The 25,507-nt window shown below is 69.2% G+C and carries 25 protein-coding genes; 11 read left to right on the forward strand and 14 right to left on the reverse strand.

The window, feature by feature from the left end:
* Genes ABZX12_RS15230 through ABZX12_RS15240 form a run of 3 tightly spaced genes read left to right on the forward strand, consistent with a single transcriptional unit; the run spans position 1 to position 4,737 of the window.
* On the forward strand, positions 1 to 1,071 hold the full coding sequence (locus tag ABZX12_RS15230; RefSeq protein ID WP_355693453.1) for a PDDEXK nuclease domain-containing protein: 1,071 nt from the start codon (positions 1 to 3) through the stop codon (positions 1,069 to 1,071).
* A gap of 50 nt (positions 1,072 to 1,121) precedes the next feature.
* A complete protein-coding gene (locus tag ABZX12_RS15235) occupies positions 1,122 to 2,963 on the forward strand; it encodes an ABC transporter ATP-binding protein (RefSeq protein WP_355693455.1) in 1,842 nt (613 codons plus the stop codon).
* Complete coding sequence (locus tag ABZX12_RS15240; RefSeq protein WP_355693456.1) at positions 2,950 to 4,737, forward strand: ABC transporter ATP-binding protein; 1,788 nt, start codon at positions 2,950 to 2,952, stop codon at positions 4,735 to 4,737. Before ABZX12_RS15235 ends, ABZX12_RS15240 begins: the two co-directional genes overlap by 14 nt.
* Here the strand turns inward: ABZX12_RS15240 and ABZX12_RS15245 are convergent.
* A complete protein-coding gene (locus ABZX12_RS15245; protein ID WP_355693458.1) occupies positions 4,734 to 5,201 on the reverse strand; it encodes a nitroreductase family deazaflavin-dependent oxidoreductase in 468 nt (155 codons plus the stop codon). The two genes, ABZX12_RS15240 and ABZX12_RS15245, sit on opposite strands and share 4 nt — an antisense overlap.
* Positions 5,202 to 5,312: 111 nt before the next feature.
* Here ABZX12_RS15245 and ABZX12_RS15250 point away from each other — a divergent pair, with 111 nt between their 5' ends.
* Positions 5,313 to 5,999, forward strand: coding sequence for a TetR/AcrR family transcriptional regulator (locus ABZX12_RS15250; protein ID WP_355693460.1), 687 nt, complete (start codon positions 5,313 to 5,315; stop codon positions 5,997 to 5,999).
* Here the strand turns inward: ABZX12_RS15250 and aat are convergent.
* Complete coding sequence (gene aat / locus ABZX12_RS15255; RefSeq protein WP_355693462.1) at positions 5,992 to 6,657, reverse strand: leucyl/phenylalanyl-tRNA--protein transferase; 666 nt, start codon at positions 6,655 to 6,657, stop codon at positions 5,992 to 5,994. The genes ABZX12_RS15250 and aat overlap by 8 nt on opposite strands.
* Before the next feature lie 119 nt (positions 6,658 to 6,776).
* Between aat and ABZX12_RS15260 the strand changes: the two genes are divergently transcribed.
* Together ABZX12_RS15260 and ABZX12_RS15265 are read left to right on the forward strand one after the other, a co-directional pair.
* Positions 6,777 to 7,472, forward strand: a complete 696-nt coding sequence (locus tag ABZX12_RS15260; RefSeq protein WP_355693464.1) for an EcsC family protein — start codon at positions 6,777 to 6,779, stop codon at positions 7,470 to 7,472.
* Complete coding sequence (locus ABZX12_RS15265; protein WP_355693465.1) at positions 7,469 to 7,855, forward strand: VOC family protein; 387 nt, start codon at positions 7,469 to 7,471, stop codon at positions 7,853 to 7,855. Before ABZX12_RS15260 ends, ABZX12_RS15265 begins: the two co-directional genes overlap by 4 nt.
* On the opposite strand, the gene ABZX12_RS15270 is transcribed toward ABZX12_RS15265, so the two are convergent.
* Positions 7,847 to 8,689: a helix-turn-helix transcriptional regulator gene (locus ABZX12_RS15270; protein ID WP_355693467.1), complete on the reverse strand. Its 843-nt coding sequence runs from the start codon at positions 8,687 to 8,689 to the stop codon at positions 7,847 to 7,849. The genes ABZX12_RS15265 and ABZX12_RS15270 overlap by 9 nt on opposite strands.
* A 130-nt stretch (positions 8,690 to 8,819) precedes the next feature.
* Positions 8,820 to 9,746, reverse strand: coding sequence for a hydroxymethylglutaryl-CoA lyase (locus ABZX12_RS15275; protein ID WP_355693469.1), 927 nt, complete (start codon positions 9,744 to 9,746; stop codon positions 8,820 to 8,822).
* A gap of 62 nt (positions 9,747 to 9,808) precedes the next feature.
* Between ABZX12_RS15275 and ABZX12_RS15280 the strand changes: the two genes are divergently transcribed.
* On the forward strand, positions 9,809 to 10,453 hold the full coding sequence (locus ABZX12_RS15280) for a GNAT family N-acetyltransferase (RefSeq protein ID WP_355693471.1): 645 nt from the start codon (positions 9,809 to 9,811) through the stop codon (positions 10,451 to 10,453).
* A 70-nt stretch (positions 10,454 to 10,523) separates the two neighbouring features.
* Here the strand turns inward: ABZX12_RS15280 and ABZX12_RS15285 are convergent, their stop codons facing one another.
* The 6 genes from ABZX12_RS15285 to ABZX12_RS15310 all read right to left on the reverse strand — a co-directional run bounded on the left by ABZX12_RS15285 (position 10,524) and on the right by ABZX12_RS15310 (position 16,248).
* Entirely contained in the window at positions 10,524 to 11,300 is a 777-nt protein-coding gene (locus tag ABZX12_RS15285) for a metallophosphoesterase family protein (RefSeq protein ID WP_355693473.1), read from the reverse strand.
* A gap of 93 nt (positions 11,301 to 11,393) precedes the next feature.
* Positions 11,394 to 12,734 carry a hypothetical protein gene (locus tag ABZX12_RS15290; RefSeq protein WP_355693475.1) on the reverse strand — a complete coding sequence of 447 codons (1,341 nt, stop codon included), beginning with the start codon at positions 12,732 to 12,734 and terminating at the stop codon, positions 11,394 to 11,396.
* Positions 12,735 to 12,745: 11 nt separating this feature from the next.
* The gene (locus tag ABZX12_RS15295) at positions 12,746 to 13,534 is read right to left on the reverse strand and encodes a hypothetical protein (RefSeq protein ID WP_355693476.1); all 789 of its coding nucleotides are present in this window, start codon (positions 13,532 to 13,534) and stop codon (positions 12,746 to 12,748) included.
* A gap of 92 nt (positions 13,535 to 13,626) precedes the next feature.
* A complete protein-coding gene (locus ABZX12_RS15300; protein ID WP_355693478.1) occupies positions 13,627 to 14,436 on the reverse strand; it encodes an ABC-2 family transporter protein in 810 nt (269 codons plus the stop codon).
* Complete coding sequence (locus tag ABZX12_RS15305; RefSeq protein ID WP_355693480.1) at positions 14,429 to 15,235, reverse strand: ABC-2 family transporter protein; 807 nt, start codon at positions 15,233 to 15,235, stop codon at positions 14,429 to 14,431. The genes ABZX12_RS15300 and ABZX12_RS15305 overlap by 8 nt, the downstream gene beginning before the upstream one ends.
* Positions 15,232 to 16,248, reverse strand: coding sequence for an ATP-binding cassette domain-containing protein (locus ABZX12_RS15310; RefSeq protein ID WP_355693482.1), 1,017 nt, complete (start codon positions 16,246 to 16,248; stop codon positions 15,232 to 15,234). The genes ABZX12_RS15305 and ABZX12_RS15310 overlap by 4 nt, the downstream gene beginning before the upstream one ends.
* A 367-nt stretch (positions 16,249 to 16,615) precedes the next feature.
* On the opposite strand from ABZX12_RS15310, the gene ABZX12_RS15315 reads away from it, so the two are divergent.
* Both ABZX12_RS15315 and ABZX12_RS15320 read left to right on the forward strand, forming a co-directional pair.
* A complete protein-coding gene (locus ABZX12_RS15315; RefSeq protein WP_355693484.1) occupies positions 16,616 to 16,996 on the forward strand; it encodes a MarR family transcriptional regulator in 381 nt (126 codons plus the stop codon).
* Between the two features lie 472 nt (positions 16,997 to 17,468).
* Positions 17,469 to 18,935, forward strand: a complete 1,467-nt coding sequence (locus tag ABZX12_RS15320) for a molybdopterin-dependent oxidoreductase (protein ID WP_355693486.1) — start codon at positions 17,469 to 17,471, stop codon at positions 18,933 to 18,935.
* Here ABZX12_RS15320 and ABZX12_RS15325 read toward each other — a convergent pair.
* Positions 18,916 to 19,527, reverse strand: coding sequence for a TetR/AcrR family transcriptional regulator (locus tag ABZX12_RS15325; RefSeq protein ID WP_355693487.1), 612 nt, complete (start codon positions 19,525 to 19,527; stop codon positions 18,916 to 18,918). The two genes, ABZX12_RS15320 and ABZX12_RS15325, sit on opposite strands and share 20 nt — an antisense overlap.
* A 56-nt stretch (positions 19,528 to 19,583) precedes the next feature.
* On the opposite strand from ABZX12_RS15325, the gene ABZX12_RS15330 reads away from it, so the two are divergent.
* Positions 19,584 to 20,282, forward strand: a complete 699-nt coding sequence (locus tag ABZX12_RS15330) for a hypothetical protein (protein ID WP_355693489.1) — start codon at positions 19,584 to 19,586, stop codon at positions 20,280 to 20,282.
* Positions 20,279 to 22,342: a YhgE/Pip domain-containing protein gene (locus ABZX12_RS15335; protein WP_355693491.1), complete on the forward strand. Its 2,064-nt coding sequence runs from the start codon at positions 20,279 to 20,281 to the stop codon at positions 22,340 to 22,342. Before ABZX12_RS15330 ends, ABZX12_RS15335 begins: the two co-directional genes overlap by 4 nt.
* Here ABZX12_RS15335 and ABZX12_RS15340 read toward each other — a convergent pair.
* The 3 genes from ABZX12_RS15340 to ABZX12_RS15350 all read right to left on the reverse strand — a co-directional run bounded on the left by ABZX12_RS15340 (position 22,339) and on the right by ABZX12_RS15350 (position 25,254).
* The gene (locus ABZX12_RS15340; protein WP_355693492.1) at positions 22,339 to 23,580 is read right to left on the reverse strand and encodes a hypothetical protein; all 1,242 of its coding nucleotides are present in this window, start codon (positions 23,578 to 23,580) and stop codon (positions 22,339 to 22,341) included. The two genes, ABZX12_RS15335 and ABZX12_RS15340, sit on opposite strands and share 4 nt — an antisense overlap.
* A 70-nt stretch (positions 23,581 to 23,650) precedes the next feature.
* A complete protein-coding gene (locus tag ABZX12_RS15345) occupies positions 23,651 to 24,544 on the reverse strand; it encodes a BadF/BadG/BcrA/BcrD ATPase family protein (RefSeq protein ID WP_355693494.1) in 894 nt (297 codons plus the stop codon).
* A gap of 71 nt (positions 24,545 to 24,615) precedes the next feature.
* On the reverse strand, positions 24,616 to 25,254 hold the full coding sequence (locus tag ABZX12_RS15350; RefSeq protein ID WP_355693496.1) for a hypothetical protein: 639 nt from the start codon (positions 25,252 to 25,254) through the stop codon (positions 24,616 to 24,618).
* Between the last annotated feature and the right edge of the window lie 253 nt (positions 25,255 to 25,507).

Consider the following 25,507-nt stretch of genomic DNA (forward strand, 5'->3'; position numbering starts at 1 on the left):
GTGAACGACAAGACCCCGCGCTTCGAGAGCGCCCCTGCCCGATCCTCACTTCCTGACTGGTACCCGGACCTGCTCGACAGGATCTCCACCCACGTGGCGACCGGCCACCGGCGAGCTGTCAGCGCCGCCAACCAAGAGATGCTGGTGAGTTACTGGTCGATCGGGCAGGAGATCCTGAAGAGACAACACGACGAAGGGTGGGGCAGCAAGGTGATCGACCGGCTGTCCACCGACCTCAAGACCCGCTTCCCCGGCGCGACCGGGTATTCGCCGCGCAACCTGAAGTACATGCGGGCCTTCGCTGCCGCCTGGCCGATGGAGGCAATTGTGCAAGCGCCGCTTGCACAATTGCCGTGGTACCACCACCTGGCACTGCTGACGAAGATCGACGGCGCCGACGTGCGGTCGTGGTACGCCGCGGCTGCCGTCGAGCGCGGGTGGAGTCGCGACGTGCTCGCGTTGCACATCGACGCCCGGTTCCACGAGCGCGCCGGCAAGGCCGTCACCAACTTCGCCACCGCGATGCTGCCGGAGGAGTCCGACCTGGCGCAGCAGGCGACGCGCGACCCGTACCTGTTCGACTTCCTGGGCTCCTCGGACGGCTGGCGGGAGCGAGAGCTCGAGCAGAAGCTGGTCGAGCACGTCGGGAAGTTCCTGCTGGAGCTCGGCCAAGGTTTCGCGTTCGTCGGCGAGCAGGTCCGGCTGGACCTGGACGGCGAGGAGTTCTTCTGCGACTTGCTCTTCTACCACGTGGAGCTGCGGTGCTACGTGGTGATCGAGCTGAAGGCGGTGAAGTTCAACGCCGCCTTCCTGGGCCAACTCGGCCTCTACATGGCGGTCATCGACGACGTGCTCGCGAAGGAAGGGGACAAGCCGACCATCGGTCTCCTGCTCTGCCGTACCAAGAACCAAGTCGTCGCGGAGTACGCACTCAAAGGATTCAAGGCACCGATCGGGGTGGCGGAATGGACGGACGCGATCAACAAGTCGCTCCCCGACGAGTTCCGCTCCGCACTACCGAGTGTTGCCGAACTGGAGGCCGAACTCACCTCCACGCCGACTGAGGACTGATCCGGCAAACGTTCAAGACTTCTGTCGGTGGGTGGTGTCATCGTGAGGAGATGGTTAGTCGGTTGCTGAGCCGTCCTGAGTGGCAGTTCTTCGGGGTGCTGCCGCGGGCCGATCGCGGGCTGGCCATCGCCTGGTGGGTGCTGTTGATCGCCCGCGGTGCGCTGCCGGCGGTCTTTGCGATCGCGATGGGGCGGATGGTGGGCGCGGTGCAGCACAGCGCGGCGCTGGGTGGGCCGTTGGCGCTGATGGGGGTGACGTTCATCCTGATGCAGGTGCTGACGCCGGTCCATCAGGCCGTCAGCGCCAACCTCGGCAGCCGCGTGGCGGCGTACCTGAACGACGAGCTCGCCAAGGCCTGTGTCGGGCCACCGGGGATCGGACATCTCGAAGATCCGAAGCTGAGCGAGGACCTGACCGTCGCGCGCGAGTTCGACCACGGCCAGACCGGTCCACCGATGTACCTCAACGTCGACTTCGTCGCCGGCAGCCTGGTCGAGCTCGTCGGCGGGGTCGCGTCCGCGGTGGTGCTGTTCGGGTTCAGCTGGTGGGCTCCGCTGGTGCTGGTGGTCGCGTGGTCCGCGACGCATTGGCTACTCCGGGAGAGCGGTGTCTGGAAGGACCGCAACACCGCCGAGGTCCGGTCGGCGCAGCGGCACGCCAACTACGCGTACGAGCTGGCGGTCGAGCCCGACGCGGCGAAGGAGCTGCGGCTGTTCGGTCTGGCCGACTGGACCGTACGGCGCTTCACCGAGCGGCGCCGCCGCCTCTTCGAGCTGCAGTACGCCGCGACGCGTCTGCGCGAGCGCCCGATGATCTGGAGCCTGCTGATCATCGCAGTGGCCAACGGTCTCGTGTTCTGGGCGCTCGGCGCGGCGGCGATCGACGGACGGCTGCCGGTCGACCGTCTGGTGGTCTTCGCCCAGGTCGCGATCGGGGTCGGCATGATCGCGTTCGGCGGGCTGAACTGGGCGCTCGACGGAGCGGCCGCGCCGGTCGCCGCCGTTCACCGGCTGGAGCCCGCGATGGCTCCGGCGGGCGCGCTGGCCTCTGGATCCCTGGCGCCTGGCTCTCCGACGCCCAGCCCTCTGGCGCCTGGCTCGGAGGCGGGCGGTCGCGGCGCGGTCGGGATCGAACTGCGCGGGCTCAGCTTCGGTTATCCACAGGGCGATCGGCAGGTGTTCGACGGGCTCGACCTGACCGTCCCGGCCGGTTCGTCACTCGCCGTCGTCGGTCAGAACGGCGCCGGCAAGACCACGCTCGCCAAGCTGCTGTGCCGGTTGTACGACCCGGATTCCGGGACGATCCGGGTCGACGGCACCGATCTGCGGGACCTCGACGTCGACGCGTGGCGGACCCGCGTCGCCGCGGTCTTCCAGGACTTCCTCAAACTCGAGCTGTCGTTGCGGGACAACGTCGCACCGGCCGGCGCTCCCGACGACGACATCCGGGCCGCCCTCGCGGACGCCGGCGCCGCCGACCTGGCCGACCTCGACACCCGGCTGGCGACCGGGTACGGCGACGGCACCGATCTGTCCGGCGGACAGTGGCAACGCGTCGCGCTGGCACGGGCCCTGTGCGCGGTCCGGCAGGGCGCGGGTCTCGTACTGCTCGACGAACCGACCGCCCAGCTGGACGTTCGCGGCGAGGCGGCGATCTTCGACCGGATCCTGACCGCGACTCGCGACGTCACCACGATCCTCGTCTCGCACCGGTTCTCGACGGTGCGGCACGCCGACCGGATCTGTGTACTGGAGCACGGCCGCGTCGTCGAGCTCGGCAGTCACGACGAACTGATGGCACTCCGCGGGCGATACCGGACGATGTTCGACCTGCAGGCGCAACGCTTCACGGCCGAGGTCGACGAGGAAGGGCTCAGCTATGACACGCTCTGACGACCTGCCTCGCGCGTTGCCGGCGATGTGGCGGCTCTGCAAGCTGGGCTACCAGCACGAGCCGGGGCTGCTGGTCGCCGCCTTCGTCATGACGTTGCTGGCCGCCGTACCGGACGCCTTGCTGGCGTTGTGGCTGAAGATCCTCGCGGACGGCGTGCTGGCCGGGGATCGACGCGCGACTCTGCTGGCCGCGAGCGGCCTGGCGGTGTCGGTGACCGCCACCTGGTTCCTGCGGACGTTGTCGACGCGGATCTCGCGCCGGTTCCGCGACCGCGTGACGATCATGCTGGAGGCGCACGTCGCTCGGCTGCAGGCGTCGGTCGCGACGGTCGAGCACCACGAGCGGCGTGACTACCTGGATCGGCTGGCCGTCCTGCGCAAGCAGGTCTTCGTGCTGGACCACATGTACATGTCGCTGTTCTCCACCTGCGGCTGGATCCTGCGGCTCGCGGTGACGGTCGCCCTGCTGATGTCGATCCATCCCTCCCTCGCGCTGCTGCTGGTGTTCGCCCTGCCGACCGTTGTCAGCTCCAGTTGGCGTCCCGGTGTCGAGCGCGAGGTCGAAGAGCGGTACTCCGCGCACTATCGCCTCGCCCAGCACCTGTTCAAGACCGCGACCACGGCCGCCCCCGGCAAGGAGGTCCGCGTCACCGGGATCGGGGCCGATCTCGTCGCGGGACGTCGCCGCGAGTGGGAGCAGTGGTACCGGCCGATGGCCGCCGCGCGCTGGACCAGCGCCGTCTGGCACGGAATCGCGTGGGCGATCTTCGGCGCGGCGTACGTCGGCGCGGTGCTGTTCGTCGCGTCGGGTCTGAACGGCTCGGTCGGTGACGTGTTGCTGATCCTCGCGGCCGGTGCGCGGCTGTCGGCGTACGTCGGCGCGACCGTCGGCGAGATCGGGTTCCTGCGCGGCATCTGGCTGGACGGGTCGCGGCGGCTCGTCTGGCTGGAGAACTACGCGGCCTCGTTCGACAGCACGGCGGATCAGCCCGCCCCCGAGCGGCTCGTCGACGGCATCCGGCTGGATCACGTGTCGTTCTCGTACGCCGGTGCGTCGCGTCCCGCGCTGGAGGACGTCGACCTCGAACTCCCGGCCGCCAAGGTGATCGCGGTCGTCGGCGAGAACGGCGCCGGCAAGTCCACGCTGGTGAAGCTGATCTGCAAGTTGTACGAGCCGAGCAGCGGCCAGGTGCTGCTGGACGGCCGGCCGCTGGCCCGGATCCCGGCCGAGGCGTGGCGGGCGAAGATCGCGGGGGCGTTCCAGGACTTCTTCCGGTTCGAGTTCCGCGCGGTGCACAGCGTCGGGCTCGGAGACCTCCCGCGCCTGGACGATGTGCCGGCGGTCACCACCGCGGTCGGGCGGGCCGGCGCGGAGGACGTGCTGCAGCGGCTCGAGTCGGGGTTGGACACCCAGCTCGGGTCGACCTGGCCGGACGGGGCGGAGATCAGCTTCGGGCAGTGGCAGAAGCTGGCGCTGGCCCGCGGGTTCATGCGCGACCGGCCGCTGCTGCTCGTGCTCGACGAGCCGACCGCCGCGCTGGACGCCGAGACCGAGCATGCGCTCTTCGAGCGGTACGCCGAGGCGGCCCGCGACGGCGCGGACGGCCGGATCACGATCTTGGTCTCACACCGGTTCTCGACGGTGCGGATGGCCGACCTGATCGTCGTACTGGACGGAGCCCACGTCGTCGAGACCGGCACCCACGACGAGCTGATGGCCCTCGACGGTCACTACGCCGACCTGTACCGGATCCAGGCGGCGGCCTATCACTAGTTGATCTTGAAGACCGGGACGCCGGGCGCGATGTGGTGCAGGACCTCGTCGGGGGAGTTCTTCGAGACGTCGCCGCTGAAGAACGTGCCGACCTCCCACGCCCACTTCTTCAGGTACAGCCGCAGGGCCGGGATCTTGTCGGCGTCGGCGACCTCCTCGGCGTGGAACGTCTCCACCTTGCTCCCCAACTGCAGCCGGCCGGTGCCGCTGACCCGCAGGTTCTTCACCCACTGGGTGTGCCCGCGCGGGGCGACCAGGTAGCGCTGGCCGTCGATCACCAGCAGGTTCACCGGGGTGCTGCGCCACTCGCCCGACTTGCGGCCCTGGACCGACAGCACCCGGCTGCCCATCAGGCTGAGACCGAGCTTCGTCAGCCGCGCGACGATCCGGTTGAACACCCGCATGCTGCCCTCGGAGGCGGTGATCACGCGCTTGCTGTCGTAGGTCTGCTTGTACTCGGTCATGGCGGTTCCTTCGCGGTTTCCGAGAGCGGTGCTCTCTGTTGTGATCAGTGAACATCAGATCGCCGCTCATTGTCAAGAGCACTGCTCTCGGTTTTGTGGCAGACTGACCTCATGAATGCCGGACGTACCGCCCGTGAACGTGCCCGGGCCGAGCTGACCGAGGAGATCAAGACGGCCGCCCGGCAGCAGCTCGCGACCGTGGGAGCCGAGGCACTCTCGCTGCGGGCGGTCTCGCGGGAGCTCGGGATGGTGTCGTCGGCGCTCTACCGGTACTTCGCGAGCCGCGACGAGCTGCTGACCGCGCTCATCATCGACGCGTACAACGCTCTCGGCGAGGCAGCCGAGAGCGCGGCCGGCGGAGACGACCTGGTCGAGGAATGGATGGCGATCTACGCGGCCGTCCGGGACTGGGCACGGGCGCACCCGCACGAGTACGCACTGATCTACGGGTCGCCGATCAGCGGCTACAAGGCGCCTCAGACCACGGTCCAACCGGCGGCGCGGGTCCCCCTCTTGCTGCTGGGGTTGTTGCAGCGGGCCCACGCGACGGGCCGCCTGATCACACCGCCCGACGCACCCGAACCGTCCGGGTTGCTGGACCGACAGGTGGAGGTGCTCGTCGAGCTCGCGCCTGACGTCCCCCGCCCGGTGTTGCTCCGGACGATCATCGTGTGGACCCAGCTCTTCGGCATGCTCAGCTTCGAACTCTTCGGCCAGCTGGTGGGCTCGATGGACCCGGCGGACGAGTTCTACGCGTCGGCCTCGCGGCAGATGGCGGCCTTCGTCGGGCTCAGGTGAACGCCTTCGGCAGCGGTACGTCGAGCGCCGCCGAGACCCGGCGTACGTAGGTCTCCCGCGGGATCGAGACCGCGCCGAGGGTCGCCAGATGGTCGGTCACCCACTGGATGTCGAAGACCCGGTCGGCGGCGTACTCGTCGTTCAGCAGCTCGATCGTGCCCGCGACGGCGGCCTTCGAGCCGTCGGTCTTGTGGTGGAACATCGACTCGCCCGCGAACAGCCCGCCGATCGCGACGCCGTACAACCCGCCGGCCAACTCGTCGCCGTCCCAGGCCTCGACCGAGTGCACCCAGCCGAGCCGATGCAGCTCGGTGTACGACGCGATGATGTCGCGGTCGATCCACGAGCCGGGGCGGCGCGGATCCGCACAGGCGCGGATCACCCGGTCGAACGCCGTGTCGACCCGGATCTCGAACTTGGCGCGCGCCCGGCGCATCGACCGCGACGGCTGGTGACCGGCGACCTCGATCACGCCCCGGTCGACCGGCGACCACCACAGCACCGAGCCGCGGTGGTCCGGCATCGGGAACAGCCCCCGCCGGTACGCCGCGAGCACGGTCCCCGGCGCGAGGTCGGCCCCGCCCGCGACCACGTCACTCCCCCCGGCCACCCCGACCGGCGGGAACTCCCACAACGACGGCGCAGGTTCGATCGGCACGCGACCATTCTCACCTAGGGGACACTGAGGGTTTGTCCCGAGTGGCGAGGGACGCAGAGCCACGTACAGTTGAAGCACGTCCGGGTTCTGACGCGTGGAGCCGGGCGGGAAGGAGCACCGTGGCCGGAGTAGCCAGGTTCGTCGCCAGTAGTCTCGCGCCCGCCGCCCAGCGGTTCGCCCCGACGGCAGCGGGCGGCGTGTTGCGCCAGATCCTCGAGGTCGCGATCGACGGGTACCAGCGGTTCCCCGGCGCGGAGCGGATCGCGGACACCAAGCTGGAGCGCTGCGGCGGCGACGTCACGGACGCGATCGAGGCCGTGATCGACCAGCACATCCGGCTGGCCGGCGTGCAGGGGTTCGTCACCAGCATCGGCGGTCTGCCCACGCTGCCCGTCGCGCTGCCCGCGAACCTGACCGGCCTCGCGGTCGTCCAGTGCCGGATGGTCGCGGCGATCGCGCACCTGCGCGGGTACGACCTCGACGACCCGCGGGTCCGGACGGCGGTGATCACCTGCCTGCTCGGCGAGGAAGGCGTGACGGACCGGCTGCGCAAGTCGAGCCTGGTCTCGTCCCCGCTCGTCATCGCGACCGCGCCCGTGTTCGACCCGGAGCTGGATCGGCAGATCTCCGGCGAGGTCGTCGCGGAGCTGATCGGCCGGATCAGCGGCAAGCGGATGGCGTTGACCGTCACCCGGCGCGTGCCGTTCCTCGGCGGTGCCGTGGGCGCCGGCGTCGACGGCTGGTCGACGTACCGCGTCGGCCAGTTCGCGGACAAGAGCCTGGTCCGGCGCATCCGCCGCCCGATCGAGCAGTGACGGCGCCGTTCTGGGGGCCGACGCTCGACTGCCCGGATCCGCGCGCGCTCGCTTCGTTCTACCAGCAGGTGGCCGGCGGTGAGCTGGCCGTCGTCACCGACGCATTCGTCGAGCTACGGTTCGACGCGTTCAGCCTCGGTTTCCAGCGGGACCTGAACTACCGCGCGCCGACCTGGCCCGACCCGCGAATCCCGCAGCAGGCACACCTGGATTTCTGTGCCGAGGACCTGGACGCAGAGCAGGACCGCGTCATCGCCGCCGGGGCCACGCCAACCGAGGTCCAGCCGGCACCGGACACCTTCCGCGTGTTCCTGGACCCGGCCGGCCACCCGTTCTGCCTGACAACCTGGCGAACCTCCAGCGGCCCACCCGAATCACGCTGACTGCTCGACGCGTTCCCTCCGAGTGAGTGGAAGCCTGGCGCGGGTGCCCTCGTCCGCCGGCGTCTCGACGTACAGGATCAGGTCGGGCTGCGCCGACACGGCCAGCTCCGTGATCGTGAAGTGCAGCTCGCCGGCGACCGGGTTCAGGATCCGGCGCAGGCGCGGCGTGCAGGCGGCGACCTCGTGGCGTGCCCACAGCTGGGCGAACTCGGGGCAGATCGCTCGCAGCCGGTCGAGGTCGGTCTCCCAGTCCGGGTCGCCGACGTGTTCGCCGTACGCCGAGCGCAGCCGGCCGACCAGATACGGGACCTCGGTGTCGTAGTTGAGCAACTGCGCCCGCGCCGCGGGCTCGGTGACGATGCACCAGAGCAGGTTCTTGTGGATGCAGGGCAGCTGGTGCCAGTCGTGGAACAGGTCGTTGTACGCCCGGTTCGCGCGGACGATGTCGAAGCGTGTGTTCGTGATCACCGCGGGCAGCGGGTCGAGCGCCTCGACGATCTCCTCGAACACGGCCTCACTCGCGCCGTCCGACGTCCGTGGCAACCGCACCGGCGTCGCCTCCGCCAGCCGGTACAGATGCTCGCGCTCGACCGGTGTGAGCCTCAGCGTGGACGCGACCGCATCCAGCACCTGCCCACTCACATTGATCGGCCGCCCCTGCTCGAGCCACGTGTACCAAGTCACGCCCACTCCCGCCAGCTGCGCCAGCTCCTCGCGCCGCAACCCAGGCGTCCGTCGCCTCCCCCCACCCGGCAGCCCAACATCCTCCGGCGCCACCCGCCCTCGCCGAACCTTCAAAAACTCCCCCAAGCTCAACCCGCTGCCGCTGCCCACTCACCCACCCATCCTCACTCGCCCCACCGACAGTTCCCGACCCTGTGGACAACTCAGGCCGGGATATCGCCAACGTCGATAGACTTGAAGCGGAAGGGGCAGGGGCGAGGCACGGCCAACTGGGCGAGTGTCAGCCGGCGAGTGCTTGGACTACGCGGCTTGGGGACGGCTTGCCCAGTTGGGTGGCCATCCAGGTGCTGGTGGTGACGAGTTTCTCCAGGTCGACGCCGGTGTGGATGCCGAGGCCGTCGAGCTGCCAGAGGAGGTCTTCGGTGGCGAGGTTGCCGGTCGCGCTCTCGGCGTACGGGCAGCCGCCCAACCCACCGGCGGAGCTGTCGACCGTGGTCACGCCCTCGCGGAGCGCGGTGAGCGTGTTGGCGAGCGCCTGACCGTACGTGTCGTGGAAGTGCACCGCGAGCTTGTCCACACCGACGCCGGCCGCACCGAGCGCCCCGATCAGCGCGACGACCTGGCCCGGCGTCGCGACACCGATCGTGTCGCCCAGTGACAGCTCGTGGCATCCGAGATCGGCCAGCCGCGCACCGACCTTCACCACCTGGTCGATCGGTACGTCACCCTCCCACGGATCGCCGTAACACATCGACACGTACCCGCGCACCGCGAGACCCTCGGCGAGCGCGCGCTGGATCGTCGGCGTGAACATCGCGAACTGGTCGTCGAGCGTGGAGTTGAGGTTCTTCGCCGCGAACGTCTCGGTCGCGCTCGCGAAGATCGCGATCTCCCGGACCCCGGCCGCGAGTGCACGGTCGAGGCCGCGCTCGTTCGGCACCAGGACCGGCGCGCGGACCCCCTCCGGCAACTCCAGCTGGTCGAGCAACTCGGCGGCGTCGGCCAGCTGAGGGACCCACTTCGGGTGCACGAAACTCGTGGTCTCGACCGTCGTCAGCCCCGCCTCGACCAGTCGCCGGATGAACTCGGCCTTGACCGCGACGTCGACGACCGCCGACTCGTTCTGCAACCCGTCCCGCGGCCCGACCTCGTAGATCGTGACCCGCTCCGGCAGTCCCTCGGCCTTCACCAGCTGCGGTTTGCGCATCCTGCTGCCTCCTCGGAGGGCGTCGTCGAGCGTGCCCCGGGATCTCCGCGACAATGCTCGTGATGACATCTCTTGCTGCCATTCTGCGGGGCGTCGAGCGCGGCGTGTTCCCGCCCCCGGATCTCGGGCTCACCGTCGTCGCCGCGCCGTCGCACCGGGAGTCGTGCGTGGTCGCCTTCACGGGCCACATCGTCATCGCCGCGGACGTCGATCCGGAATGGGTCGCCGAGCGAATCCCGGCCGGCGATCTGTCCGCGCCGACGAACCCGCCGTTCCTCGCGGCGCTCGAGGAGTTCACCGGCCGCCGGGTCAGCGCGATCGACGCGATGCTGCTCGCCCCGGCCTTCGCCGACCCGGCCGAGCGCGCCGCGGCGACGGCCGGGCTGACCGAACTCGCGGACCACGACCACCCGCGGGTCGAACGCGCCTGGCGGTACCGCAACGACGTCCGGGTGTACGCCGACGCGCACGGCGGGCTCGTGGTGACCGGCCGCGGCCTGGCCGGGCGGCTGGAGTGTGCGATCGAGGTGCCGCCGGACGCCCGCGGTCACGGGTACGGCCGACGGCTCGCGGCGGCGGCCCGGGCGTTGATCGGGCCGGACGCGTCGATCTGGGCCCAGGTCACGCCGGGCAACGCTGCCTCGCTGCGCACCTTCCTCGCGGCCGGCTACAAGCCCGTGGGATCCGAAGCCCTGCTGGTGAAGTGAGCATCAGGTGAACAGGTCGTTGCTGACAGCACCAATGCACAGCTGTGGATAACCCTGGGGAAAACCGCGTTCAGGCCGGTCGGCGGTGGTATCGGGGATCGCGGCCGGCGTAGAAGGTCGTGCGGTACACACCGCGGATGATCTCCGCCTCGTAGCCGTCGAGCTCCGGCATCCCGAGGTCGCGCGCGATCGCCAGCTCCGCGTGCGCGTCGTACGGAACCCGGACGAACTGGATCGAGTACGGCGCCGGGTCGGGCGAGTCCAGGATCCCTTCGAGAATCACGTATCCGGGTGTCGGGTCACCGAGGCTGTTGCCGACCGAGCCGGTGTTGAAGAGCGTCAGCCCGCGGTCCTCCTCGTAGAACGGGTCGTGGATATCGGCGTACCCAACAATCACCGGCAGCGGCCCGTCCCCGGTCGCCGGAGTGTTCTCGAAGAAGCTCGCGTACTGCGTTTCGTCGTGATCGAACACGATCCGGTGGTGAACGCTCGTCGACGAGGCGTGGAACAACCGCACCTGCCGCCCACTCAGCAGGAAGTCATGGCAGAACGGCAGCCCGCGCAGCCAGGCCCACTGGTCCTCCCGCAGCTCGTTCTTCCACCACCGCAGCCCTTCACTGTCCTCGGACCGCTCGGGATCAGGCAGGAAGTCGTCCCAGTTCCCCAGGATGTTCACCTCGCAGACCTCACGACACCGATCCACCACAGCCTGTCCGCGCGGCCCCTTCCCCACGTAGTCCCCGAGGTTGAACACCCGCCCGATCCCGCGCTCCCCAAGATCCGCCAGCACCGCCTCCAACGCCGTCAGGTTCCCGTGCACATCGGAGATCAGCGCGATTCGATCCATACGCGCCATGCTTTCATCCGCCCGGACCTCATGGGCCCGATGGAAGCGCGATGCAAGCCAGAGCGCTGGCTCGGACCGCGTGCCCCGCGGGCGTCACCAACCGCCTGAGGGACCTGCGTCTCCGGTAGTGGCACCGGCTGGGGCCTTGGGGCTGGTGTGCGGCCCGGACGAGCTTGTCCGGCCGCCCGAGCTTCGGCTGTTCCCACGACCGCCGCCGGACGGTCGGCTGCCACTCGACCGGGGCATGGAAGCCCCGGAACTACCGCCGCCGGCTTCACCCGCGGAGTGAGCAGCCGCCCCAGCAAACGCCCCAGCAGCCTTACGCGCCGCGGCCGCGGCAACGCCCACCGGCCCCAACGCCGCACCACCCGCAGCCTTCGCCCCAGTGGTCGCCGCCCCGGTTGCCCCAGCCCCCGACGCACCAGCCCCGGATGCCCCCGCGCCACCGGACGACGCCGCACTGCGGCCGCCGTGAGCGCCGCCGGATGAGCCGACGTTCATCGCGCCACTCGGCAACGAGCCCATGTCAGGACCTGTACCGCCCATCCCTGCCGCGCCGCCCGCGACAGCCGCAGTGACCGGCACCGCGAGGCGGAGAAGGGCCGGCAAGGCGAGGATCGCGAGGAGCATCATCATCAAGGCGGTGAGCGACTTCATCAGACCGGTGTTCGAGCCGAGCATCTGGTCGTCCTTCAGCTTGATGGCGGCCGCGTAGATGAGCGCCGCGGCCGGCTTGTAGGCGATGAAGCCCAGGGTCCACGCGCAGTACTTCTTCAACCAGGCTCTGCCGACCTCGGTGTTGGTCGCCGCCGCCGCGAGGGGCAGCGTCGCACCGAGCAGCACCAGGATCGCCGATCGAATCAGCATCAACACGATTTGGATCAGTGACGCCCACGCCGCCATCTGCCCGAGGAGTATCAGCATCAGAGCGGACGTGATCCCCGAATTGCCGCCGTAGTCGGACGGGCTGATCATCATGGTCTGGATCGTCGACGAGAACGACTCGCGTCCGATGGCGGCGTTCACGACCTTGACGGCGAAGTCGTCCGACGCGGTGATCAGGAGCTGGATCGCGGCCGTCCCGGCTCCGGAGACGACGATGAAGGTCAGTAGCGCCTTGAGCAACTCGTGGAGCGGCTTCGCTCGTTGCTCCCACGCCATCCGCATTCCGGCGATGACGATCGCAATGGTGAGGATCCCAAGGGTGAGCTTGAGCGTCTGACCGTGCACGAACGCGACCGTCTTGGTGTCGGTCCAGGTCTGGCCGCCGTCGGGGCTGGTGGCGAGCTGGACCGGGGTCTTGGGTTTGACCCAGAACGTCGCGAGTGAGTTCAGGATCGTCGAGAAGAACTCGGTCGAGGTCCGATTGGCGGTCTCGATCCAGCTGCTGGCAACGGACTGGACGCCGTCCACCACGTGGCACTTCATGTCCATCGGTGAGCACATCAGATACCACTCCACTTCACGAAGTCGCCGAGGTCGCGGTGCTGGGAGAAGGGGGCGCCGACGGGCTCGCCCGGTGGCGGGGGCTGGAGGCGCCAGTCGCCGTGGTGCCAGACCAGCGTCAGGTTGGCGCTCATGTACACGGACTCGACGGGCATCGCGAGCATGACGGTCACGCGGTCCTGGCCGGCGTCGATGATCCGGTAGCCGGCGACCTGGACGGTCGAGGGGTCGCCCGAAGGTTCCGTCGTGGCGATCTGGCGGAGCAGGCTGTCGGTCGCCGACCCGGGAACCATCAGCTTCTCCACCGTCGGGATGAGCTTGCTCTGGTCCGCAATGGCCGCGATCGCGTTGTACGCCGCGTAGACCGCGCCGGTCGGCGAGTGCGCGAAGCAGTGCCGGAAGCCGTCGGTGTCGGTCTTGCCCGGCCCGTACGTCGAGGAGCGCGGCACGATGACGCGCCGGCTGACGTCCCAGCCGTCGGCCGTCGGCGCCGTCGACGGACGAGCTTGGTCACCCGCGGGAAGGCCGCAGACGCTCGTCTGCCCCTGGCTCCCTGCGCCGCTGGACTCGGGCGCCGGGGCCCCGGACGTGGCAGGCGCGGATGCCGGATCGTCGGTGTGCTGCGCCGAGGTCGCGCCGACCGGCTGGGCCGCGGCACTCGCCGCGGTGGCGTCGTGCCCGCCCGCGAAGATGATGACGACGCCGCAGATCAGCACCGCGCTGACGACGATGCAGGCCGCGATGAAACCGGCGCCGTACGGCGACTTCTCGTCCTGGTCCTTGCTCATCCGACTCCCCGATCCGTTGGTTCACAACCTCACGGATCAAGGCTCGCAAAGATCGCCGGACCGCCGCGGAAGTTATCCACAGGCCCGAAGAGTCAGCTCCCGGGGCTCGTGTATCTCGGCATCATCTTGGTGAAGAAGGAGTAGCCCAGGACGAAGACCACGACGCCGGCGAGCGGGGAGAGGACGGTCAGCCAGGTGGGAAGCGGGACGTCGCCGGTGCGGCCGAGCAGGACGGTCGCCGGGAGGAAGGAGATGAAGGCCATCGGGACGAGCGTGCAGAAGGCGTAGAAGACGCCCCGGCCGAACATGGTCAGCGGGTAGCCGGAGAACTGGGTGATCGAGGTGTCGGCGAAGATCCGGAGGGAGAACGTGGAGGTCGCGACGAAGGAGAGGCCGCAGAAGAAGGTCTGGATGCCGGTTTCGACCAGGCCGCCGCCGACGACCGCGAGCAGCAGGTAGACGACCTTCGCCCCGGTCCAGTCGATCGGCGCCTGCCAGCTGAAGATGATCAGCGCGCCCGCGCCCAGCAAGGCGTCGCCGAGCGACATCAGCGGGAACCACCGCGTGACCAACTGCAGGAACGGGTTCACCGGGCGCAACAGGACCCGGTCGAACTCGCCGTCGCGGACCATCTCGTCGAGCAACCGCAGGGATCCGAACGGGACGACGTACAAGGCGTGCGACGCGAGCCGCATCGCGAACACGAACGCGACCTCCGGAAATCCCCAGCCCCCGATCAGACCGAACTTCCCGAGGAGGACACCGAGGAACAGCAACTGCGTGCCCTGGTAGGCGACCCCGCCCATCAGCGTGGTCCAGAAGTTCACGCGGTACTGCAGCTGGGCCCGCAACGCGGCGCGTTCGAGGATGACGTACTGGCGGAACCACGTCTGCTCAGCCACCCTGCACCACCACCCGGTAGCGCGCTCGCCGCCACACCAGCTCGAGCACGACGACCAGCACGACCACCCACACCAGCTGTACGGCGACCAGCGCTACGGCCTCACCGCCCCGCGTCTGACCGAGATAGATCGACACGGGTGTGTACACCTGCGCCTGGAAAGGCAGCCATTCGACCGACGCCCGCAACCACCCGGGCATGAACCACAACGGAATCAACGACCCTGAGAGGAACGCGCTCCCGAACCGGTACACGATCAACGGCCCACTGACCTCGAACGTCCAGAACGTCACCATCGACACGATCAGGTTGCACAGCATCGCGACCACGACACCGCCGACCGTCGCGACGACCGAGAGGAGAGCCGCAGCCCACCCGGGCGGAACCGTCAGCGCACCGAGGACCGCGGCCGCCGCGAGGCCGATCGCGCCGAGGGGCAGCCGGCCGAGCAGGACGCCGAGGTTCTGCCCGAACACCTGCCACATCAGGCCGAGCGGCCGCGTCAGGTCTGTCGCGATCTGCCCGTTGCGGATCCGCATCGGCAACGACGAGAACTGCCAAGGAAGGAGCACCGATTGCAGGCAGGCCGCAATCGCCGCATAGGCAACCGCCGTCCCGGCGTCGATACCGCCGACCGGCCCGCGCCCGGAGTACACGATCCGCCAGACCGCGATCGCGAGGACGACCTGGATGACCAGCGTGACCGCGCCGGTGATCAGGTCGCCGCGGTAGATCAGCACGGATCGCGTCCCGGCACGGGTCATCCCGCGGAACGCCCTGAGCTGCGTCGCCGTGGTCACGTCAGCAAGCCGTCGTACAGCTGCGAGATCACATCGGTCAGCCGGGGATCGACGATGGACAGTTCGTCCACCTGGTACACCTGCGACGCCCGCGCGATCAGCTCGGGCGTGGCGATCTCGCGCGGGTCGAAACGCAGGACGACGCTGCGGTCCGGGTACGGGAGGACGGTACCGACGGCGCCGGCGTCGACCTCGGTCGCGAACGGGAGGTCGACGACGTGGCGGATGCTGCGTTCGGCCAGCGTGAGGACGAGGAAGCGGTACGGCATGAAGCGTTCCTTCAGCCGGGAGAGGTCGCCGTCGTACAGAACCGTGCCCGAGTCGATCACGATGATGCGCTGGCAGAGCCGCTCGACGTCGTCCATGTCGTGCGTGGTCAGCACCACCGTCGTACCGGCGGACCGGTTGGTCTCGGCGATGAACTCGGTCAGCCGGGCCTTCGCGACGACGTCCAGCCCGACGGTCGGCTCGTCCAGGAAGAGAATCGACGGTTCGTGCAGCATCGCGGCGACCAGATCGCCGCGCATCCGCTGGCCGAGCGACAGCGAGCGCACCGGCGTGTCCAGGAAGTCGGACAGGTCGAGCAGCTCGGTGAAGAGGCCGACGCGCTTGCGGTAGGTCGAGCGATCGAGGTCGTAGAGATCCGCGAGCACCTCGAAGGAGTCCCGGAGGGGAAGGTCGTACCAGAGTTGGGTTCGCTGACCGAACACGACGCCGATGTTGCGGGCGTTCCGGGCGCGGTCCCGGGACGGCTCCAGGCCAGCGACCCGGCAGACGCCGGACGTCGGGGTGAGGATCCCGGTGAGCATCTTGATCGTGGTCGACTTGCCGGCGCCGTTTGGCCCGAGATACCCGACGAGCTCGCCGGGCTCGACCACGAAGTTCACCCCGTTCACCGCGCGGGTGGTGTCGCGCCGGGTGCTGAACAGCGCCCGCAGCCGCGGCAACCGGCCTTCCAGAACGACCGGTCTGCTGAACTCCTTGACCAGCTCCGCCGCCTCGATCACCGCCATGCGTACCCTCCCCAGCGAGCGCGTCCGGTCATCCTCCCACCGTTCCGGCAGCGACGCAGGTTGTATTTCACCGTTCTAGACCAGATGCGCCGCGGAGCGTCCGTTACGCTCAGAAGACTTACGATTAGGGGTCGATCTGTAGCCGAGAGGTCACCCCGTGTAGCGAAGTGACCTAGTCAGCTAATAGAGTCCGCGCATGACCATCGCGCCTTCGCTTTGCTCGCCCCTAGCGCTCGCCGATGCAGAACCCACTCGCGCTGCCGAACCCTGGGAGAGCGACGTGCTGACGGCCTACGGCCTGTTGCGAGAAGCAGCAGCAGAGCTGGATCACCTGATGCGCCATTCTCTGAAGCGCAGTGGACTGCAAATGGCAATGTTCGAACTGTTGCTGCGGCTTGCCCGCAGTCACGGTGAGAAGCAGCGTCTGACCTCCCTCGCCCGGGAGCTGACCGTCACCACCGGCGGCATCACCCGGCTGGTCGACCGTGCCGAGAACCTCGGCCTGGTCCGCCGCGAGCCTTGCCCTGACGACGCCCGCGGCTCGTTCGCGGTCCTGACCGAGGAGGGTAAGCGGCGGCTGCGCGAAGCACTGCCGGACCACCTGCTCGAGATCGACAGCCTCTGGATGTCCCAGCTGGCCGACGAGCGGGACGTCGTCCTCGGCAAGCTCCGCCGAGTCCGGGACAACGCCCGCCGCTGGCCGAACGGCCGCCCGGGCCTCGGGCCGATCACGCCCGACCGGATCTGACCGACTTCACAACTACACAAGAGCATTACCCGCGACTAACGGATGGGGCGCCCGACTGGTGTCGGGCGCTTCGCCGCGTAATGGTTGAGAAGTGAAACAACCCCCGGATCAGCCGCGCCCCGGCAGCATCAGGCCCCACGAGGCCGGCGTCGACCGGCCTGGAGGAAGTACGTCGCCGGCCAGCACGGGCGGTCCCGGGAACCAGCCAGGCGAGTGGCCTACCTACGCGCCGGGCCGCGCTGGCGAGGTCGGCCGCGAAACCGGCGATCAGCCGACCGGCGGATCGGACGCCGGATCGGGGGCTGGATCACCCCGTGGATCCGGCGCTGGACCGGCCCGCGCATCGGACGGCGGATCGAACGGCGGATCGGACGGCGGATCGCTCCGTGGATCGCTCCGTGGATCGGGCGGTGGGGGTGAATCGCGGGGAGCCGCGCGGGGCGTCTGGTGGCGTGGCGCGCTTGGTGGGGTTTTGGCTGCTCTTGCCGGGCTCGCCGTCGGGAGTGTGACAGGAGGCGTTCTGGGGACACCACAGACGCCGGTGGTGGCGATCGGGTCGGCGTTCATCGACCGGGTGCCGCCCTGGTTGAAGGATCTCGCGATCTCCTGGTTCGGGACGCACGACAAGACCGCGCTCCGGGTCGGCATCTTGATCGTCGTGGCGGCCCTGGCCGCGGTCGGCGGGGTCCTCGCCGTACGGCGGTACTGGGCCGGCGCCCTGATCACGATCGCGCTCGCCGGTGTCGCGGTCGCCGCGGCTGTCACCCGCGCCGACTCCGGTCAGACCGGGTTCCTCCCGTCGGCGCTCGCCGGCGTGACCGCCTTGGTCATCCTCAGACTCTTCAGCCGCCGGCTCGAGCCGCTGCTCGACTTCCCGGACGACGGCGTCAGTCGCCGCGGCTTCCTGCAGTTGTCGGCCGGTGTCGCGCTCGGCTCCGCCGCGGTCGCCGCGGCCGGCAAGATCGTCGGTGGGAACCGCGCCGCCGTGGCGGACGCCCGCAAGCAGCTCCAGCTTCCGCAGCCGCCGACCCTGGCGCCACCCGCCGGCGTTCAGGCCGATGGCGCCGTACCGTGGGCGACTGCGAACGAGGATTTCTACCGCATCGACACCGCGCTCTCAGTACCGCAGATCGTGCCCGCGGACTGGAAGCTGCGCATCCACGGCATGGTCGACCGCGAGCTCACTCTGACCTTCGACGACCTGCTCAAGCGCCAGGTCATCCACAAATGGGTCACCTTGACCTGCGTCAGCAACGAAGTCGGCGGCGACCTGATCGGCAACGCGTTGTGGTCCGGCGTACTGCTGAAGGACCTGCTCGAAGAGGCCCGCCCGGCGCAGGACGCGGACGCGATCCAGTCGACGTCGAAGGACGGGTTCACCGCCGGTACGCCGCTGCCGACGTTGCTCGACGACCGGCAGGCGATGCTCGCGTTCGCGATGAACGGTGAGCCGTTGCCGGTCGAGCACGGGTTCCCGGTGCGGATCGTCGTCCCGGGGCTGTACGGCTACGTGTCGGCGACGAAGTGGCTGGTGGACATCGAGGTCACCCGGTTCGACCGGTTCGAGGCGTACTGGACGCCGCGCGGGTGGTCGGCGCTCGGCCCGATCAAGTTGTCGTCGCGGATCGACACTCCGCTCGGGAAGAAGGTCGACCCGGGACCGGTCACGGTCGCCGGCGTGGCCTGGGACCAGCACGTCGGGGTGTCCAAGGTCGAGGTCCGGGTCGATGGGGGCCCTTGGCAACAAGCCACGCTGGCCACGGACCCGTCGATCGACACCTGGCGACAGTGGCACTGGACGTGGAACGCGCCGCGCGGCACGCACGTGCTGCAGGTCCGGGCGTTCGACGCGAAGGGCAATCCGCAGGTCGAGTCGTCGGCGCCACCGGCCCCGGACGGCGCGACCGGACTGCACACGGTCAGCGTGAAGGTCGGCTGACCGCGTCCAGCACCATCGGCAGGAATGTGTGCTCGAGCGAGCCGGCCGGCACCTTCCGCGGCTCGAGCAGGCTCTGCGAGCGAGCCCCTTCGTGCAGCGCGATCACCATCCGGACGAACTGCTCCGCAGGAACGGTCAGCTCCAGCCCGCCGGCCTCGGCGATCTGCTCGACGAGTCCGGTCAGGCTCGTGCGGAACATCGCACGCTGCTTGTTCAGCGCCTCGGCCGCCGCCGGGTCGCGCAGTGCGTGCAGCGTGAACTCGGCCGAGATCAGGTGCCACTGCCGCTGGTCCGGCGCGGCCTCGTCGAGCAGCCCCAGCACGGCGTCGAGCAGCGTGCCGGGCTGCGTGGCGAGCTCGGGGAGCAGCGCCTCGATCTGCTCGAGCAGCCGGTCGGTCGTGGCCTGGAACAGCGCGAGCACCAACTCGTCCTTGGACCCGAAGTTCGAGTAGAAGGCGCCGCGGGTGAATCCGGCCCGCTCGCAGATGTCCTCCACCGACGCGCCGTGGAAGCCGCGCTCGGCGAACACCTCCAGGGCTCCCTCGAGAAGCCGGGCCCGGGTGTTGGAGCGGCGGCGCTTGGGCGTTTCCATAGGAGTAGGATACAGTTCTGTATTGAATACACAACCGTATTGAACGGGGATGCAGGATGGAGCTCGAGGCCACCGGGATCAGCGTGCGGGGTCCGCATGCGCCGATGCTGCACGCCACGTCACTGTCGGTCGCGGATCATCAGGTGGTGCTGCTGACCGGATACCCGGGCGCCGGCCACGTGGCAGCGTCACTCGGTCTGTCCGGGCGGCTGAAGCTCGACACCGGCTCGGTCCGGCTCGACGGCAAGGCCGAGCCCGCCCTGCTGAGACGACACGTTGCCGTGGTCGACGCGCCGGGCATCACCGAGCCGGACGACGCCCTGCCCGTTCAGACCGTTGTGGGCGAGGAGTTGGCCATCGCGGGTCGCAAGGCCGGGCGCAAGGCCGTCCTGGAGTGGCTGAACGAGCATGACGCCGCAGAGCACGCCGACAAGCGGTTCGAGCACCTCCCGGTCGCAGTGCGGACCAGACTGCTCACGGAGCTCACGGTGGCGCGCCCCGACGTACGGGTCGTCATTCTGACCATGCCGGATCGCCATGGAGGCGATCCGCACGGCTGGTACGAGCTGGGCCGCGGGTTGGCGGCACAGGGGTACGGCGTGATCATCACGTGCGCTGACGCGTCGGCCCGACTGCTGGACGTCAAGGCCGCCCGGATGGGTGAGACGGATCAGCCCGACCCGGTGCAGGCCACCCCGATCGCTTCGGTGGAGCCAGTCACCCCAATCGAGGAAGAAGTGGAGACAGAGGCGTGACCGCGCTGCGGATGGCCCTGAGTGAGTTACGGCGTCTAACGGCCGGGCGGCTGCCCAAACTGGCCGTGGTGGCGCTGCTGCTGGTGCCCGTGCTGTACGGCGGCCTGTACCTGTACGCGAACCACGATCCGTACGGCCGGCTGAACAAGATCCCGACCGCGGTCGTGGTCGAGGACGCGGGTACGACGCTCGCGACCAGCGAGAAGCTCAACGTGGGGCCGCAGGTCGCGGACGAGCTGGTGAAGTCGAAGAGCTTCGACTGGCATCAGGTGAACCGTGCCGACGCGACCCAGGGGGTGTCCGACGGCAAGTACGAGTTCGCTCTGGTGCTGCCGAAGACCTTCTCGGCCGATCTGGCGTCGAGTGCGGACTTCACGCCGCGGCAGGCGGAGCTGGAACTGCTGACGAACGACGCGAACAACTACATCGCGCACACGATCGCCAACCAGGTCGTGGCGCAGGTGACCAAGACGGTCGCGTCGCAGGTCAGTGAGACCGCGGCCTCGCAACTGCTGGCCGGGTACAGCACCATCCACAAGAACGTGAGTTCCGCGGCCGCCGGTGCCGCCAAGCTGCAGAACGGGCTGACGTCGGCCGCGACCGGCGTCGCGAAGCTGCAGTCCGGAGCGTCGCAACTCGACACCGCACAGAAGCAGCTGTCTGCCGGCGCGACACAGCTGGCCGCCGGCGCGACGCAGGCGTCGCAGGGCGCCTCTTCGTTGGCGACCGGTGCCGCAAAGCTCGACAACGGTCTCGATACGCTGCAGGAGAAGACCGCCGCGCTGCCGAAGCAGACGAAGCAGCTGGCGGCCGGCGCGGATCAAGTTGCTGATGGCAACGAGAAGGTCGCCGGTGCGGGACGCCAGGTGGCGACCGCGTCCAGCACGCTGGTGAAGGACCTCAAGACCTTCGACACCCAGCTGGCGGCGCGGTTGCGAGCCCAGGGGCTGAGCCAGCATCAGATCAACGTGGTGCTGACCGAGACGGCGAAGCTGCGCACTCCCGTCGTACAGGCGAACACCAAGATCCAGTCGACGTCCAAGCAGCTCAACACGCTCGCCACAGGGGCGCGGAAGGTGTCGAACGGCGCTTCCGCTCTGGCCAAGGCGACACCGGCTCTGACGAACGGCATCCGTACGGCGTCCAGTGGGGCGCATCAGCTCAGCACAGGCGCTAGCCAGCTCAAGACCGGGCTGGGAACCCTGCAGACCGGTGCACAGAAGCTTGCTGCTGGAGAGAAGCAGGCCGTGACCGGGCAGGGGCAGTTGCTGACCGGTGTGAACAGCCTGGCGACCGGTGTGGGTCAACTGAAGACCGGTGCGACGCAACTGAACGCCGGCCTGCAGAACGGCGTGAAGCAGATCCCCAACCCGTCAGCGGATCAGCGCAAGGCGGTCGCCGAGACGCTGGGTGCACCCGTCACGCTGCAGAACGTCTCGCAGGCCACTGCCGACAGCTACGGCGCCGGCCTCGCTCCGTTCTTCCTCTGCCTTGCCTGCTGGATCGGTGCGTACGTGCTGTTCCTGCTGGTGCGGCCGCTGTCACCGCGAGCGCTCGCAGCCTTGCAGTCGCCCTTCCGGGTGGCGCTTGGCGGCTGGTTGCCGCCTGCGCTGTTCGGCGCGATCCAGGCCACGCTGCTCTTCGTCGCCGTCGTCCTGGGGCTCGGCATCCACGCCGCGCACCCCTGGCTGACCGTCGGCTTCCTGATCCTGACGTCGTTCACCTTCGTCGCGATCCTGCACGCGCTGTCCGCGTGGTTCGGCGCTGTAGGCAAGTTCCTCGGCCTGGTCCTGATGGTCATCCAGCTGGTCAGCGCCGGCGGCACGTTCCCGTGGCAGACGATTCCCGGGCCGCTGTACTTCTTCCACCACGCCCTGCCGATGAGTTACGCCATCGACGGCGTCCGCCACCTGATGTACGGCGGCCCGGGCGCCTCGCTCGGCACAGACCTCCTGGCCCTCGCCCTCTGGTTCACCGCCGCCCTCACCGCTTCCACCTTGGCCGCCCGCAACCAGCGCGTCTGGCCCGCCAAGAAGCTCCAGCCAGAGCTGGCCCTTTAGCTGTTCACGAAGGTCGCGGTGCGGCTGATGAGTTCGTGGGTCGTCGGTTGGTCGAAGAAGGTGATGAGGGCTTCGTAGGTGCCTGCCGCGGCGGCCGACGGGTCCACCACGTAGCCGTAGTAGCCGTCGGTGTAGCCGACGACCCGGGTGACGGGGTGGCTGCTGTCGGACTGAAGACAGGCGCCGTGGACCGCGAACAGCTCGACCGGAAGATTGATCCAGCACACGTCGCCCATGGTGACCCTGCTGATGTTGAGGTCCAGCGACGGCGGGAGCGAAGCGGCGGCCATCAAGACCTGGCCACGGGCTCCGTCCAAGCGGGTCTGCGAGATGCGGCCCGAAGGGTCGTCGGCCGTGCTGACCCGGCTTTCCACAACGGACGCGAGCTTCTCCGACTCGTCGACGGGCGGGACCGCCCGGACCGGCAGTGTCAGAGTGGTACGACGGATCGCCGGCGCCGATTGCGGTAGCTCGAGCCCCGGACCGGCCAGAGCTTCACGGACACGCGCGGCCAGCAACCCACCCAGCCGGGCGACCTCGGCCGCGCCGCGACCCTGACGCGTGAAGCGCGGACTGACGTCACCGGCCGCACCTTGCAGGAAGCCGACCACAGCGGGAGCCAACGCGGCACGGGCAGCGCCGGGCCAGTCGGCGGAGTACTGCAGGTTCTCCGGACCGTACGTCGTCGGGTGGCACGCGAAGTCCAGCAGCACGGCCTCGAGAGCGCCGGATGCGCCGTGCAACGCCAAGATGCCGGCCGTGTTGTCGTGCGGACCGTTCTTGCGATGCCGGTTGGTCCCGACGCCGACGACCTCGATCGAACGCCAGCTCGCCCTCACCGGCTGCCGCTCCAGCCGGGCCCCGCGCACCGCGCCGACCAACGAGTCGACCAGCACACATTCGCGTTCGGCCGGGATCACCGGATGGATCTCACCGGTCCACCCGGACGGCCCGGAGTGCGTGTGCGACGCGGACACCACGACATGCGACGGGGGGATGCCGGCGGCGGCTCCGGCGGCCGCCGCGAGCTCCGCTGAGAGCGCGCTCCCGGCGGCAATCGCGTCGAGCGTGAGCCACAGCACGCCCGGATCGTCCTCGGTGGACAACCAGATCAGCGTCGCGCGGAGCGGGTCCGCGGTGCCGGTCGAGAGCCCGGTGCGGGCGGCGTATCCGTCGAGCCGATGGCCGGGCGGCGGCGTGACGTCCAAGGACGTCGCGGCCAGAAGGAGTTCGGTCACGTGAAGTCTCCAGCTGTCGTACCGGCTCGGATCGGACGATACCTGCCAAGATATACGGTCAAGACCGTAATTATCGAGGGCGCGGATGCGCGACGATCAGGTCGGCGTACGGCCCTACCGAACCCGTGGCCAGACGCTCGGCGCCGTCGAGCGAATTGCCGGCCGCCACTGTCAGTCTTGCTCGCCCGGGCAAGGCTTCGCGGACCGGCGTCAGCAACTGTTCCCCGGCGCCGTCGAACAGGCCGCCGACGCACGCGACCGGCACCGGTCCTTCGCCGGCCAGTTGGGCGACCGCGGCACCGATCGTCTCGGCGATGTCGCCGGCCGCCTGGACCAGCAGCTCGACGGCGACCGGATCCCCTTCGCCCGCACACCGCAGCACCTCGGGGGCGAACCGGGCCACGTCGTCGACCAGCGTGGTCGACCGGTAGAGCGCGACCGGGTCGAGGGCGGTGTCCGCGAGCTTCGTCATCGGACCGCGACCGTCCCGGGCCCGTTGGACGGCGACCAGGCCGGCGCGACCGATCGCGAACGCACTGCCGGCATCGCCGAACAGGTACCCATGTCCGTCGAGCTTGCGCCACGTACCGTCGCGATCCACCGCGAGACACACCAGCCCCGTGCCGGCGGCCACCACCACGCCGTACCCGTCCGGTAACGCGCCGGCGTGGGCCGTGACCATGTCCTGGGTCAGGCGCACCTCGTCGGCGTTCAGCAGCTCAGCGACATCGGCGGCGAACCGCTCGGCGGCGCCGTGGGCCTGCGGGTAGCCGGTCAGGCCGAGCGCGACGACGTCCACCTGACCGTCCACCTCGGCCTCGGCCGCGGCGGTGCGGATCGCGTCCAGCAGCTTGGAGACGGCGTCAGGTCCGTGCGTGTAGCCGGGCCCTTGGCCGGTCCGTCCGGACGGGAGGACACGAAGACGGAGCGCGGACTGGCCGCCGTCGATGGCGATGCGGGTCATTGGATGGTCCCGGGGTGGATAGTCCTGACAATTCCTGACGATGCTGAAAGGAGAGTACCCACACGATCACGCTACCGGGGAAGGGCTGCCTCGAACTGATTCCGCAGCGTCGCCAGCTGTACGCCGGTGAGCTGGACACTCGGATGCATCCAGTCGTTGAGGATCGGGTCCTCGCCGGCCAGGTGGTCCGACAGCTCGGTCCGGCTCAGCTCGAAGACATGCGCCGGATTGCCGGTCAGGTCGACGACGGTCTGCAGCAGGCGGCCGACCTGGTCCTCCCAGAGCGCAGCGTCGAGGTCGTCGCGGTCCGGGCGGATCAGCAACAGCTCGACGTCGCTGTCGAGCTCACCGTCACCGCGGGCGATCGCGCCGTACACACTCGCGTGCACCGGCGGGATCCGCCAGCCGCCGATCTCGTCGGCGAGCCGGGCGACCAGCATCCCGCGGAGATTCGCGAGCTGCTCGACGATCGGCGCGACCAGGTGCTTGCGATTGAGGCGGTACAGCAACGAGTTCCCGAGATCGTCCACATGCACGAGCCCGGTCGCGGCCAGCCGCTGCAGCACGAGCCGCACACCCGCAACACTCCCGGCCCCGGTCAGCTTGTGAATCTGCCGCCCCGACAGCCCGTCCTCGGCCCGCGCCAGCACCTCCAGCACCGGCCCGTCCAACGACGGCACCACAGTGCTGATCGGGCTCTTCAGATCCATAGTCCGCATCACAGTAGTGACCACCGCACAGCTCCAGTAATCACCATGACGAGTCAGCTACCCCCACTCCCCACCACCACCCCGTCGCGCCTGCCCCATTCGCCGAGTCGTGGCGATTGGTTCCGACCCCTGTCGCCGAGTCGTGAGTATCGGCTCTGGAATCCAGCCAGGATCCACGACTCGACGGATGAGGTGGAAGCCAATCGCCACGACTCGGCGGAAGGGGCGCGGGTTGCTGAAAACAAGCACGCTT

It is taken from the genome of Kribbella sp. NPDC003505, assembly GCF_040610875.1.
In the GTDB taxonomy this organism is placed as follows: Bacteria; Actinomycetota; Actinomycetes; order Propionibacteriales; family Kribbellaceae; genus Kribbella.